This window comes from Halorhodospira halophila SL1 (assembly GCF_000015585.1).
GTDB classification, from domain to species: domain Bacteria; phylum Pseudomonadota; class Gammaproteobacteria; order Nitrococcales; family Halorhodospiraceae; genus Halorhodospira; species Halorhodospira halophila.
Genome location: NC_008789.1, coordinates 320,190 through 333,367, shown reverse-complemented (window position 1 = coordinate 333,367; position 13,178 = coordinate 320,190). Strand labels below are relative to the sequence as shown.

The 13,178-nt window shown below is 70.0% G+C and carries 14 protein-coding genes; 6 read left to right on the top strand and 8 right to left on the bottom strand.

The annotated features are described in order from the left end of the window. From HHAL_RS01525 to HHAL_RS01500, 6 genes are all read left to right on the top strand, one after another. Positions 1 to 1,110, top strand: coding sequence for a hypothetical protein (locus HHAL_RS01525; protein WP_011813113.1), 1,110 nt, complete (start codon positions 1 to 3; stop codon positions 1,108 to 1,110). A 71-nt stretch (positions 1,111 to 1,181) separates the two neighbouring features. Continuing rightward, positions 1,182 to 1,781, top strand: coding sequence for a hypothetical protein (locus HHAL_RS01520; RefSeq protein WP_011813112.1), 600 nt, complete (start codon positions 1,182 to 1,184; stop codon positions 1,779 to 1,781). Positions 1,782 to 1,856: 75 nt separating this feature from the next. Further along, complete coding sequence (locus HHAL_RS01515) at positions 1,857 to 2,948, top strand: LPP20 family lipoprotein (protein ID WP_011813111.1); 1,092 nt, start codon at positions 1,857 to 1,859, stop codon at positions 2,946 to 2,948. Between the two features lie 46 nt (positions 2,949 to 2,994). Next, positions 2,995 to 4,929, top strand: coding sequence for a hypothetical protein (locus HHAL_RS01510; RefSeq protein WP_011813110.1), 1,935 nt, complete (start codon positions 2,995 to 2,997; stop codon positions 4,927 to 4,929). Between the two features lie 15 nt (positions 4,930 to 4,944). Next, positions 4,945 to 6,171: a DUF6175 family protein gene (locus tag HHAL_RS01505; protein WP_011813109.1), complete on the top strand. Its 1,227-nt coding sequence runs from the start codon at positions 4,945 to 4,947 to the stop codon at positions 6,169 to 6,171. A 99-nt stretch (positions 6,172 to 6,270) separates the two neighbouring features. Beyond that, a complete protein-coding gene (locus HHAL_RS01500) occupies positions 6,271 to 7,020 on the top strand; it encodes an outer membrane beta-barrel protein (RefSeq protein WP_011813108.1) in 750 nt (249 codons plus the stop codon). Here HHAL_RS01500 and HHAL_RS01495 read toward each other — a convergent pair. Genes HHAL_RS01495 through rsxA form a run of 8 tightly spaced genes read right to left on the bottom strand, consistent with a single transcriptional unit; the run spans position 7,017 to position 12,841 of the window. Then, entirely contained in the window at positions 7,017 to 7,463 is a 447-nt protein-coding gene (locus HHAL_RS01495; RefSeq protein ID WP_011813107.1) for a SoxR reducing system RseC family protein, read from the bottom strand. The two genes, HHAL_RS01500 and HHAL_RS01495, sit on opposite strands and share 4 nt — an antisense overlap. Further along, the gene (locus HHAL_RS01490) at positions 7,460 to 7,777 is read right to left on the bottom strand and encodes an RnfH family protein (RefSeq protein ID WP_011813106.1); all 318 of its coding nucleotides are present in this window, start codon (positions 7,775 to 7,777) and stop codon (positions 7,460 to 7,462) included. The genes HHAL_RS01495 and HHAL_RS01490 overlap by 4 nt, the downstream gene beginning before the upstream one ends. Further along, on the bottom strand, positions 7,774 to 8,469 hold the full coding sequence (locus HHAL_RS01485; protein WP_011813105.1) for an electron transport complex subunit E: 696 nt from the start codon (positions 8,467 to 8,469) through the stop codon (positions 7,774 to 7,776). Before HHAL_RS01485 ends, HHAL_RS01490 begins: the two co-directional genes overlap by 4 nt. Next, a complete protein-coding gene (gene rsxG, locus HHAL_RS01480) occupies positions 8,462 to 9,130 on the bottom strand; it encodes an electron transport complex subunit RsxG (protein WP_011813104.1) in 669 nt (222 codons plus the stop codon). The genes HHAL_RS01485 and rsxG overlap by 8 nt, the downstream gene beginning before the upstream one ends. Next, positions 9,127 to 10,200 (bottom strand): RnfABCDGE type electron transport complex subunit D, encoded by a 1,074-nt coding sequence (locus HHAL_RS01475; protein WP_011813103.1) that lies wholly within the window; start codon positions 10,198 to 10,200, stop codon positions 9,127 to 9,129. The genes rsxG and HHAL_RS01475 overlap by 4 nt, the downstream gene beginning before the upstream one ends. Next, complete coding sequence (gene rsxC / locus HHAL_RS01470; RefSeq protein WP_011813102.1) at positions 10,197 to 11,717, bottom strand: electron transport complex subunit RsxC; 1,521 nt, start codon at positions 11,715 to 11,717, stop codon at positions 10,197 to 10,199. Before rsxC ends, HHAL_RS01475 begins: the two co-directional genes overlap by 4 nt. Beyond that, the gene (locus HHAL_RS01465; RefSeq protein WP_011813101.1) at positions 11,707 to 12,252 is read right to left on the bottom strand and encodes an RnfABCDGE type electron transport complex subunit B; all 546 of its coding nucleotides are present in this window, start codon (positions 12,250 to 12,252) and stop codon (positions 11,707 to 11,709) included. The genes rsxC and HHAL_RS01465 overlap by 11 nt, the downstream gene beginning before the upstream one ends. Before the next feature lie 4 nt (positions 12,253 to 12,256). After that, positions 12,257 to 12,841 carry an electron transport complex subunit RsxA gene (gene rsxA, locus HHAL_RS01460; protein ID WP_011813100.1) on the bottom strand — a complete coding sequence of 195 codons (585 nt, stop codon included), beginning with the start codon at positions 12,839 to 12,841 and terminating at the stop codon, positions 12,257 to 12,259. Positions 12,842 to 13,178 lie beyond the last annotated feature (337 nt).

The following is a 13,178-nucleotide window of genomic DNA, read 5'->3' as shown; positions in this document are numbered from 1 at the left end:
ATGTTCGGGTACAACCGGTTCGCACCGGGGCGGGGCGGCGCCCTGGTGGCGGCGGTTAGCGTCCTCGCCCTGGCCGCTCCGGTGCAGGCGGGTGACGACCGCCCGTGCTGGTTCGATGACCCCTACGGTGAGCACGCCGAGGGGGCCATCGGCATCGCCAGCCGCTATGGGGCCGGGGATCTGGCCGCTACCAGCCGACACCGCGCGGTCCAGGCGCTGGCCGCCGTCCTCGATGCCGATCCGCCGGAGAGTGCGCCGAAGGAGGGTGAGCGGCTGAGTCTGGGCGGGACCCAGGTGGCGGTGGCTGATACTTGGACGTCGGGTGGCTACCACTACAGCTACGCCTACCGACACTCCGACGCGGCCGAGGCGCGGGTGGAGGAGCGCTGTTCGCCTCTGACCTGCCGTCCGCAGGTTTGTCAGCCCGAGTGGCTGTGTGCCGACGCCGATGCCCTCGACGCCGCCTCGGTGGTGACCGTCAGCCAACGGGCCGCCAATCAGCGTGAGCAGTATCGCCTTTTGCTCGACAACGCCCTGGCGCAGATGCAAGCGCTGTTCGGCGTCGAGGTCGAGGCGTACAGCGAGACGCTGATCCAGGGAGGGCGTGACGCCGCTGCGGCCATCCCGCGATTGATCGATCGAGAGCAGACACAGCTGGAGTATGCCGGCAGCGATGAGCCCCCGGTGCTGTTGCTCACGGATCAGTGTGCGGTCGGGGATCTGATCTACGCCCGGGTCGCCCTGCAAGGTGCGGAGGCGCCGGCCCGGCCTTCGGGTGTGCCCGCCAACTGGCATGAAGAAGTCACTATCGGCGAACGGGGGATCGCCGTGGGCCGCTTCTCGGGGTACCTCTCCGTCGACCTGCTGTCGAGCAAGATCGATCGTGCCGTGGAGCACGGTCTGGTCCAACTCGCACAGGAGGAAGGGGTGGAGATCGAGCAGGAAGCTGTGCAGATCCAGGATCGCCGCGGGGGCACCTTCTACGCCGAGGCCACCTACGCCGGCACACAGGAGCAGTTGCGCGCCCAGCTGCACGGCGTGCGCTTCACCGGCACCCGGGGTGAGCCCGAGGTGCACGTACTCATCGAGCAACTCGACGGGGGGCCGTGAGCGCCCCGGGATGGTCCGCCCCTTGGGTGCGTCGGGGTCGGGCCGCGGAAACCAAGAGAGGAGGTAACACCATGAAGAAGACGTTCTACACCGCGCTGCTGGCCAGTTCCGCTGTCGCGCTCGCTGCCTGTGGTGCGATGCAGCCCGAGCCCCAGGAGCAGGCCGAGGAACAGGGGCTGGACGTGCCGGACTGGGTGATGTCGCCCCAGGTCGAGGACGGGCTGGCCACCAGCGCCTGTGTTCCCTCCACGGGTCGTTTCAACACGGACCAGAGCCGTGCCGATATGGACGCACGTCAGCAGCTGGCCGCCGGGCTCAGCGCCCAGATGCAGTCGCTGTCCGAGGACTACCAGAGCACCATCGACGGCGACGACGGCGCCGTTCAGCAGGGCGGCATGTTCGAGGAGGTCAGCCGCCAGGTGGTCGAGGAGCAGGTGCGGGGGTCGTTCCGGGTGACTGCCGATTATGTGGATCTGCCCGACGGGGACGGCGAGGACGTGACCCACTTCTGCTCGATGATGGCGCTTGGCCAGGACAGCGTGAATCAGATCGTCGATCAGGTTGCCGAGCGGGTCGAGCCCGAGGAGGAGGACGTGTTCACCGACGCCGAGCTGCGCGAGCGCTTCCTCAGTCAGGAGGCCCTCAACCGCATGGACGAAGCCCTGGAGTGATGGGGTTCCGGAGCCGAGCCGGGGCGCTGTGAGTGCCCCGGCCTTCTAACCGACCGGAGGGGAGGGCCGGTGACCATGGGCAGTCGCAAATTACGCCGGTCTGCGGCGTGGTCTCTGGGAGTGTTCCTGGCAGGGGCAGTCGGTTCGCAGGCCCACGCCGGCGAGGTGGTCCTCAGTGCTGCCGGCTACGGGGCGGACGAGGAGAGTGCCCGTGCCGCGGCCCTCAACGCGCTGAGCGAGCGCGTGGCGGTCACCGTCGAGAGCGACCAGGAGGTGCGCACCACCCTCGCCGATGACGAAGTGAGCGAGGAGATGGACGCCAGGATCGCCTCGCGGGCCCGGGGCTTCTTCGAGGGCGTGGAGTATAGCGACCCCGAGGCGGCGCGTGACGACTACCGGGTGGAGGCGCGGCTGCGGGAGTCGGGGGTCCTGCGCACGCTGGAGAGTCTCCTGCGTCAGGTGGATCGCGACTATGGGCGACTCGACGCCGAGGAGATCGAGGCCGTCACCGACCGGGCCGACTTCGGCCTGGCCCTGGTGCCCTTCGCTGCCGAGCCCGATGCTGCGGCCGCCGAGGAGGCGGCGGAGCAATTGGCTGCGCATCGGGATGAGGCCATTCAGTATCTCGACTACGCCCGCCTGACACCGGATCTGATACCCGATGAGGCCGAACTGCACGTCGGCGATCGGGTCCTCGACAACCGCCAGGAGCAACTCGTCCCGCCCGGCCGGTACCGCTACCGCGCCAAGGCCGACGGGTACCGCACCGAGCGGCGGCGCATCGATCTGGTCGCCCACACCCACAAGACGCTGGAGATCGAGTTGGTCCCAGTGGCTGAGCACGGTGTGGCCCTGGATCTGCCCGAGGACACCCGGTCGGCCGTTGCCGGGGTGCTGGGTCGACACGATATCGAGGTGGACGCTCACGCCGAGCGTACGGTGCAACTGCGCATCGAACAGCGCCACCTGTCCCGGGTTGCTGATCAGGACTACTACGCCCTGGAGGCGCGCATCGAGGCCCACCGAGGCGGTCAGCCGGTGGCGGAGCACACCGGGGGGATCGATCGGGTCGCCGAAGGCGATCTCGAGGAGCGCCGCCGGGCACTGGCCGAGGCCCTGACCGAGGCCGTCATCAGCGGTGAGAGCGGTGAGGCGCTGCTGCAGTAATTGCGGCCAGTGCACCCAGACGAACAAGAACAACCAAGAGGGGTTTATGACCGCACGGATCTTACGGCGATCCCTGGCAGGCCTGGTCCTGCTGGGGATCCCCTGGGGGAGTGGTGTTGCCGTGGAGTGGGCCGACGAGACCGTCGCCCACAGTGAGCGCCAGGCTGTGCTGGTCCTCTCCGGGGTGGGTGTGGCCACGGAGACGTTCAGGGTTACGCAGGAGTACTGCGATCACGAGGGCGAATGTGAGGTTCGTGGCATTGAGGAGGTCACCCTCGGTCAGCATGTGCCGGAAGACGTGCTCGACGGTCATCTGGATCGCATCCTGTCGCCGCGGGTGGATCGCATCCTGCTCGGCCCCGAGACCACGCAGATCCAAACCCCCACGCAGGTCATCGAAACGGAGAGCGCGTTCGGCGAGGGTCTCCAGGCGCCGGTGGGCGTGGATCCGAAGACCTACACCGAGACCATGCGCGAGCAGCTCGATGAGAAGCTCGCCGCCCCCCTGGCCGAGGTGATCAGCGCGGCCCGGGATGAGCGTTATGAGCACATGTCGCAGACCGAGCAGGCGACGTTCATCACCGAGCGCGCCCGGCAGACCGGTATCCCTGCCGAGGTACTCGAGCGCATGAGTGAGTCGGTGCGTGTCATCGGTTTCTACACCTCTGCCGCCGGGGCTGACTGGCGCATTACGAAGCGTGAGCAGGAGGATGACGACGGCGAGGAATATTTCGACTACAGGAGTGAAATCCGGGCTGAGGTCCCTACCGGGGTGGCGGTCTTCCAGTTCAACGGGGAGCGCTTCGAGGTTCGCGATGTGATCACCCCTGTGGACTACCCCGACGCGCTGAACAACAGAGGCCGGTCCGGTAAGACGACCAAGCAGGAGTCCGCAGCTTGGCGGATGGATATCGAGCCGCATCTGATCAGCGCCTACCGCAGCGCGTTCGTGGACAACATCTCCACGCTCGAACAGCTTCTGGTCGAGGAGCACGCGGACTTCCGTTACGCCGCCCCGGTCACGGAGGCCGGACTGCGCAACGTGCAAGTGCCGTTCGGGGATCAGCAGAACGTTCGTCCCGACGCGCTGGTGGCCTTCTACCGCACCATCGACGGTGAAGAGGAGCGGATTGGCTGGGGCATGGTCCGCGATGTGGGCGAGACCTGTCTCGTGCTGCCCGAGGGCGAGCGAACCGATAGTTCGGTGCGCGTCCTGGCGCGGGAAACCCGCATCGAACGCTCGGACCGCGCCGAGGAGATCCCGTACAGCGGCGTCTTCCTCGGTTACGGCGGCAGCTACCAGGGCAACGAGATCGAGCTCGACGGCGAGCCCGCCGGCGGGGCCGGTGGTCAGGCCTACGCGAACCTCATCGGCAGCTACAACCTTGCCTTCACCCAGAACGCGCCGCAGCGTTCCCAGTGGTGGGTCCACCTCGAGGGCGGTATTGGTGTGGCCAGGGGGGGCGACGTGGAGATCGATGGCGGCGAGCAGGAGATCAACCGGGGCTTTGCCGGTCGTTTAGGGCTCTTCGCCGAGCGCCGCATCTACCCGATGGGTCGGAGCTACGTCGGGCTCGGGGTGGGCGTCACCGGCGAGATCCTGCGCCTCAAGCACGAGGGGGAGGGCTTCGAGGAGGATGATCTCGATATCAACACCCTCCACGTCCAGCCCCGGCTGACCCTGGGGGCCTTCCTGACCCCGCATACGCAGATCCAGGCCCAGGCCGGTTACGCCTACAACGTCGTGGACGGGATCAGCTACGACGACGAGCACAACGATGCCGATGCCCGGCCCGAGGTCGAGTTCACCAACGGTTTCTACGCCGGTCTGCAGGTGGTCCACCACGCATCCTTCGCCGATGGCCTGTTCGGTGGTGGGGATGAGCCGGCCGAGCGTTGCAACGAGCTGCGCGACGACCGCGGGAGCCAGGCAGCAGCCTGTACCCCGGCGGACGCCATTGCCCGCGCCTTTGCGCACTGACAGTAGGGGGTGTCCATGAACCGGAATCGAGTATGGGGCGCGGCGACCGCCGCTACGGCAGCTGCCCTGGCAGTGGGCCTGGTCGGCTGTGCCAGCAGCCCCCTGCCCGAGTCGAACCAGGCCCGTCTGGTGGAATCCACCTCCGCCTCGGAGGTCATGATCCGCGCCCAGGGGATTGGCAGCGATGTCGATGCCGCCGAGGAGGACGCTCGCCTGGCTGCGGTCTGGTATGCGCTGTACGGCGGGGATCATCCGCTGCTGGCGGATGCCGCCAGCCGCCACGCCTTCGCCGAGCATGAGGAAGAGATCTTCGCCGATGCCCGCTCCTACATCGGCTGGGAGAGCGATATCCTCGGCAGTCGGCAGGAGGGTGGCGACCGGGTGGTGGAGAAGAATGTGCGCGTGAACATTGCGCGGCTCTCCGACGATCTGGTGGCGCGGGACGTGATCGAAGACAGCGTCGATGTCATGGACCGGATCGGGCGGCCCCGCATCGCCGTTCTGCCGCGGGATGCCGAGCACGCCGACGATACGCGACCGGCGATAGTGCGCGTCTCCGAGTACCTGCAGGAGCGGGGTTTCGATGTGGAGGTGCCCGAGGCCGATGAGCGGGTCGACGAGGTGATCGGTCAGGTGGCGGCGCTGGAAGGCCACGACGATCCCATGCACCAGCTGGCCCTGGAGGTCGGCAGTGATGTCTACATCACGCTGGATGTCGATCACAGCGCCCGCGAGGTGGGGGCCGATACCGTGCGCAGCGCCGTTGTCACGGCGGTGGCGTTCTATACGGCCACGGCGGATCAGATCGGTGCCAGCAGTGGCCACTCCCCGGAGCGGGACGCCGGGGACTATGGGGTTCTGGCCGAGGAGGCGGCGAGCGAGACCGCCAACCGGGTCCTCAATCAAATCGACAACAGCTGGCTGGACGTCGTGGAGCGCGGCCGACCGTTCAAGGTCGTGACCACCACCGACGAGGGGCAGGCCGCGGAGGTGGGGCGCGAACTGCACCGGCTGTTCAACGATCTCTGCGCCGAAGCCAACCGCAACGCCGCCGGCAGCGCCAGCTTTGACTACACCCTGCGCTGCCACGACCAGGGGGACGCCGTGGATCTGCTCTACGCACTGCAGGATGGCTACGAGGGCCCCGGGGAGCTCACCCGTGTGCTCGACAGCGGCGGACTGCTGATCCTGGAGGCCGGCGACGGCTCGGTTGGCGGCAGCGGCGAGATCCGCATCGACTAACCGGTGGGACTCGGGGGGCGATGCCCGCGGCGAGCGTTGAATCGCCGCGGGCAAGGCGGTACGTTCCGCACTCACCCCACCGTTGAGGCCAATGGCTGGATGGACGCACGCCACCCCCCGCGACTGCTGCGGCGTCGGGCCCGACCGGGCCTCGGGCCGCTATGGCTGCTCCTGGCCCTAGGGCTGGCGCCGGCCCAGGCCGTGGCTGAGATATCGCGGCCGCATAGCTACCTGCAGCTGGCCTTTGCCCAGGTCGTCTTCGACAGCTCCCTGAGCGTCCACCCGGACGGAGACGAGGACGAGGAGGCCATCGACTACCGCCGGGCCATTGGCGGCCATCTACGGGCCTCGTGGCAGTCCGCGGTGGGCGGCTTCCTCTACTTCGATTATCTGGGCACCGACGCCTGCGTCGGCGACTGCCTGGGGGGCGGGGACGCCGAAGATACCCGCGCCGGGCTGGAGCACTACGCCTTCGGTCTCGGCTGGCACTGGGAGGAGGTGTTGGCCGGGACGGGCCTCTACGCCACCGCGGCCCGCGAGCGCCGCAATGTCGAGAAGTGCGAAGCGGATGAAGACGACGCCTGCCGCGACGATCGGCGCGCCGGCGCCACCGTCGGGATCGGCGTGCAGCGGCCGCTCTCCGATCGCTGGGCGGTGGATGCCCACTACGCCTACTACCTGGGCATGGACGATCCCGACGACGCGCAGGAGCGGCTGCTGCGCATCGGCAACGGGCGGCTGACCCTCAGCGCCAGTGTCGAGCTGGTGGAGGATCTCTTCGACGGCGTCATCCAGTACGAGGAGTCGCGCAACCGCAGCGGGCGGATCGGCGTGCGGCTGCGCTTCTAGGCGCCGGCGGTGGGGCCGGGGCGGCGCAGGCTGAGCTGTCTGGTGGCGCTCTCACGGCGCTGGAGTAGGCTGCGGGCGCCGAGCAGCCCGGCCACCAGCCCCACCGCCGCGCTGGCGACGGTCCCCGGGGTGCCCGCACCCAGGCCGGCGTCGGCGAGCAGCGCCCCGCCGAGCAGCCCGGCCAGCGGCAGCAGGTAGACGGCCAGGGCGCCGCCGAGCAGGGCGCCGGTGGGGACCGAGACCACCACGGCCTCGCCCTCGCGGGCGCCGATGGCGTTGCGCACCCAGACGCCGCGGGCCCCGCGGTGGCGGTCCAGCAATTGCGCCCCGCAGGCACCCCGGGCCTTGCAGGCGCCGCAGGCGGTCGGCCGGTCGGCGTGGACCCGGGCCTGGTCGCCGCGGGTCTCGATGACCACCGCCTCGCGCTCCAGGCAGCCGCTCACGATCCGGCCTCCTCGGTGTCCCGGTCGCTGGCCAGCGCCTCGGGGTCCGCGGTGATCGGCCGGTAGACCTCCACCCGGTCGCCGTCCTCGAGAACCCGGTCCGCCTTCACCGGCTTGGCGAAGACGCCGAGCTTGAGTGTGCTCAGGTCCAGGTGGGGGAAGCGCTGCTGCAGGCCGCTGCGGGCCACGGCCTGGGCGGCGTTGGTGCCCGCCGGCACCTGGAAGCACCGCCAGAAGTGTTCGCCGGCTTCGACGTAGGCCACCGAGACCTCCAGCGGGCCGTCCTGCTTGCTCTCCGGTTCGTGCTCGCTCATGCCGTCTGTGCCTCCCGGCGTCGATCCAGCAGCCGCTTGCCGGCCATCAGGAATCCTAACGCGATAAAGCCCCCTGGCGGCAGTACCATGAGCAGGAAGCCGGGGTAATCGGGGAACACGGTGATCTCCAGGAAGGCGAAGGCGTCGCCGAGCATCAACCCGGCCTGGTCGAACAGGGTGCCGGCGCCGAGCAATTCGCGCACGCCGCCGAGGACGAGCAGGATGGCGGTGAAACCCAGCCCCATCATCAGGCCGTCGAAGGCCGCCTCGGCCGGCGGGTGACGCGAGGCGAACACCTCGGCCCGGGCGAGGATGGCGCAGTTGGTGACGATCAGCGGGATGAACAGCCCCAGCGCCTGGTAGAGGGGGTTGAGGTGGGCCTCCATGAACAGGTCCACCACCGTCACCAGGGTGGCGATGAGCAGGATGAAGACCGGGATGCGCACCGGGTCGGTGATTAGCCCGCGCAGGGTGGAGACCAGCACCGCCGAGAGCACCATCACGAACAGCGTCGCCAGCCCCAGCCCGAGGCCGTTGGTGGCGGTGGAGGTCACCGCCAGCAGCGGGCAGAGCGCCAGCAGCTGTGCAAAGACCACGTTGTTGTCCCACAGACCCTCGCGGGCGATGCGCCGCCAGCGGCCGGCCTCGGCGGCGGGGGCGGGTCCAGCGAGTCCGGCATCGGTATCAGCCATCGTCGGCCTCCTCGGTTGCGTCCTCGGCGGTGCGTTGACCGGCACGCGGATCGAGCAATCGCCCCTGGTGGGCGTTGAAGGCGAGCAGGGCGGTGTGGACCGCCGCGACCACCGCCCGCGGGGTGATGGTGGCGCCGGTGAACTGGTCGAACTCGCCGCCATCCTTCTCCACCGCCCAGTCGTCCTCGGCGGTGTTGCCCAGCGAGCGGCCCTCGAAGGCGTCGATCCAGTCGGAGCGTTCGGCCTCGATGTCGTCGCCGAGCCCCGGGGTCTCCTGGTGCTCGGTGACGCGGGCGGCCAGCACCTCGCCGTCGCGGTCGATGCCGACGATCACCCGGATGGTACCGCCGTAGCCCTGCGCCTGACTCTCCAGGGCCACCGCCGCCACCTCGCCGTCTTCCAGGTACTGCCAGGCGGTGTGTTCACGGCCGTCGTGGCGGACCGAGACCGTGCGCTCCAGCGGCGCGTCGGCGGCGGTCCGCACCGGCGTCACCTGGGCGATGCGTTCGCCGAGCTGGCGTTCGCGCTGCGCCTCGATCTGCTCGCGGGTCTGCAGGTCGGCAATGACCAGGGCGGTGCTGCTGATCAGGGCCACCATGCCCAGCAGGGTGACGTGGTAGGCAGTGCGCTGTTGGTAGGTGGGGCGCTCCGGTGTGCTCATGGGCCCTCCCGGTCCGTGCTCAGCGGGGCGCCCAGCCGGGTCCGGCCGTAGACCCGGGGGCGGATCCAGTGGTCGATCAGCGGCGTGAAGGCGTTCATCAGCAGCACCGCGAAGGCGGTGGCCTCGGGGTAGCCGCCGTAGGTGCGCACCACCCAGACGATCACTGCACAGCCGGCGGCGAAGACCGCGCGGCCGACGGTGGTGGTCGGTGAGGTGGTCGGGTCGGTGGCGATGAAGAAGGCGGCGAGCAGGGTGGAACCGGCCAGGATGTGGACGCCGGCATCGGCGTAGCGCGTGGGATCCAGGGTGTGGAAGACGGTGGCCAGCACCGCCAGAGTTGCGAGCATCACCGCCGGGATCTCCCAGGCGATGACCCGCCGGTAGATCAAGTAGACCCCGCCGAGAGCGAGCAGCAGCGCCGAGCCTTCGGCCAGGCTCCCCGGGGCGTAGCCGAGCAGGGCCAGGGCGGGCTGGTAGGCCTCAGGCAGGGCGGTCTCGATGCTCTGCCCTTCGGTGACGGCGGTGCGGGTGGCGTCCAGGGTGGTGGCGCCGGTGACCGCATCCCAGTCGGCGGTGCCGGTGAAGGTGATCCCCAGGGATTCGAGAAACCCGGGCGCCACGGCGGAGCCCAGGGGGGCGGGCTCGACCCAGCGGGTCATCTCCACCGGGAAGGCGATCAGCAGCGCCACGCGGGCGACCATGGCCGGGTTGAACAGGTTCTGCCCGGTGCCGCCGAACACCCCTTTGCCCAGGACGACGGCCAGCAGGCCACCGATGACCCCGATCCACCAGGGCGCCCACGGGGGCAGGCTCATGGCCAGGATCCAGCCGGCCACCAGCGCCGAGCTGTCGCCCAGGCCGCTGCGCACGGGCCGCCCGGCGGCGCGTAGGCACGCCGCCTCGGCGACCAGCACGGTGACCAGGGTGATGAGCAGCAGGTTCAGGGCCGGCCAGCCGTAGAGCCACACGCCGAAGGCGGTGGCCGGAGCCGCGGCCAGGAGGACCTGGCGCATCAGCGTGGGCAGGCTCAGCGGGGCGCGGGTGTGGGGGCCGGCGACCAGTTCGCTCACGTCTGCGTCTCCTTCTCCTCATCGACCGGCTGCTCCTGCGCCGGCGGGTCGGTCTCGCTGCTGGCGGCCTTCTGCTGGGCCCGCTGTTTGCGCCGGGCCGCAGCGGCCGCTTTCTTGCGCTCCTGCTCGCGGCGCTGGCGTTCTGCCCGCTGCTCGGCCATGCGCCGCTGCAGCTCGCTGCGCTGCTTGGCGGTGGCCTGTTCGGCGAGCTGGCCGCGGGCGTAGTGGAAGAGTTGCACCAGGGGCCGCGCCGAGGGGCAGACGTAGGCGCAGGAGCCGCAGGTCAGGCAGTCCATCAGGCCGGTGGCTGCGGCGCCGTCGACATCGCCGGCGGCCGCGCGGTTGGCGATGTCAAAGGGCATCAATCCCATCGGGCAGGCATCGACGCAGCGGCCGCAACGGATGCAGGGGCGCCCCTCGGCCTCGCGGATCTCGGTGGCGGTCAGGGCGATGACACCGTTGGTGCCCTTGGCCACGGCGGCCTCCAGCGGTGCCACCTGGCCCATCATCGGGCCGCCGGCAAGCACCCGGGCCGGGGGCTCGCGGAGCCCGCCGGCTTGCTCAATCAGGGCCTGCAGGGGCAGGCCCAGGGGCGCCTCGAAGTTCCCCGGTTCGGCCACGGCGCCGCCGCCGACGGTCACCGGGCGGCTGATCAGCGGGCGGCCGTGGCGGGCGGCGCGATGCACGGCGTAGGCCGTGCCGACGTTGTGGACGACCACGCCGATGTCCCCCGCCCGTGCGCCGGCCGGGACTTCGCGGCCGGTCAGCGTGTAGATCAGGTGCTTCTCCGAGCCCTGGGGCCACAGGCTCGGGACCGGCACCACGTCGGGGCCACCGAGGGCGTCACTGGCGCGGCGCAGGGCGTGGATGGCCTCCGGCTTGTTGTCCTCGACCCCGATGGCGGTGCGTTCGGCGCCCAGGGCGCGGGCCATCAGCTGGGCGCCGTCGATGATCCCGGCGGCGCGCTCGCGCATCAGTCGGTCGTCGCAGGTCAGGTACGGTTCGCACTCGCCGCCGTTGAGGATCAGCGTGGCCACCGGCTGCCCGGCGCCGAGCTTCACCGCCGCCGGGAAGGCAGCACCGCCCATCCCGACGATGCCGGCCTCGCCCACCCGGGCAGCGATCGTCGCCGGGTCGATCTGCCTGGCCGGTGCGGTCAGCGGCTCCGGCAGGGTCTCGCTCCACTGCTCCTCGCCGTCGGGGTCGAGGACCACGGTGGGTACCGTCAGCCCGGAGGGGTGGGGCGCCGGGTGGCGGTCGACGGCCACCACCCGGCCCGAGGTCGGGGCGTGGACGGCCGCCGACAGGCCGGCCTCCGGCGTGCCGATCCGCTGGCCCTTGGTGACGTGTTCACCCGGGGCCACGGCTGGCAGGGCGGGTGCGCCGATGTGCTGGGCCAGCGAGACATAGAGTCGCTGTCGTGCCCGCAGGGGCTCCAGCGGGGACTCCGCGGTGGGCTGTTTGCGTGGCTCGGTGCGCACGCCGCCGCGAATGATCTTCGGCTTGCTAAGCAGCATGGTCGTACGCCTCCGTCGGCCGCGGCCAGCGCCAGTTGGCCAGCGTCACCGGCTCCGGGACCATCTCCAGCGCCCCGGTGGCGCAGACGTCGATGCACGCCGCGCACCCCGAGCACGCCTCGGGCAGCACCCCGTGGATCTGCTTGGGGGCGCCGATCACCGCGTCGGTCGGGCAGGCCTTGATGCACTTGAGGCACCCGGTGCACAGGTCCTCCCGGGTGACCCGCGCCACCCGGCGGATGCCGTCGTCGCCGTCATCGAGGACCAGGGGCTGACCGGTGATCCGGGCGATCTCCTCGGCCACGGCTCGGCCGCCGGGCGGGCAGAAGTTCACCGGTAGCTCCCCGGCGGCCACGGCCTGGGCCCCGATGCTGCAGCCGGGCAGGCCGCACTGCCCGCAGTTGGTGCCGGGCAGGACCCGCTCGACCGCCTCGGCGGTCTCGTCCGGCGGCGGCTTCAGGTACTGCGCCGCTACGGCCAGCAGGAACCCGATGAGTAGCGCCATTCCGGTCAGTACCAGCATCGCTGCATACATCGCTTCACCCTCCCTCGGGCAGTCCGGTCAGTCCCATGAACGCCAGGGACAGCAGCCCGGCGACCACGAACCCGATGGGCGCACCGGCGAAGGCCGCCGGTACCGCCGCCGTGGCCAGCCGCTCCCGCAATCCGGCGAAGAGGACCAGGACCAGCGTGAAACCGAGCGCCGCGCCGACACCGAAGACCAGGCTCTGGGCGAAGGTGTGCGCCTCCTGGATATTAAGCAGCGCGACGCCGAGCACGGCGCAATTGGTAGTGATCAGCGGCAAAAACACCCCCAGGACCTGGTGCAGGGTGGGGCTGACCCGGGCCACGGCCATCTCGGTGAACTGCACGGTCCCGGCGATGACCAGGATGAAGCTGAGGATGCGCAGGAACTCCAGCCCCAGGGGGATGAGCAGGGCGTGCTCGATCACCCATCCGGCTGCCGCCGCCAGCGTGAGCACGAAGGTGGTGGCCAGCCCCATGCCCAGGGCGGTATCCAGCCGATTCGACACGCCCATGAACGGGCACAGGCCCAGGAACTGGGTGAGCACCACGTTGTTCACCAGGGCCACGCCGATCAGCAGCAACAGGTATTCCGTCATTCTCTCTCCCTTCCCCCGGCCAGTCGGCGACGCTTGCCCTTGGATAAGCATCAGCCGTGCCAGCTCACCCCGGCGGTCCACTCCGTGACCCAACCCCGCGTCCTTACGCCTGAGAGGGGCCGTGTTGCACTGCGGTAGTGCCTGTGCACCGATGTGGCACAGGCGACAAAGACATCGGTTTTCATGAATCACTGTGAGAAACGCGACAAATGGGGCGTGGGGCCCTTATCGGGTCGCTGGAACGGGTCTTGCTTCTCGTTGGTCGGCCCAGGAACGGCACTCGGGGCACCGGTGGGCACCCGAAGGGCGCGTTCTTCCGGCGCCCCTCGACGCCCCC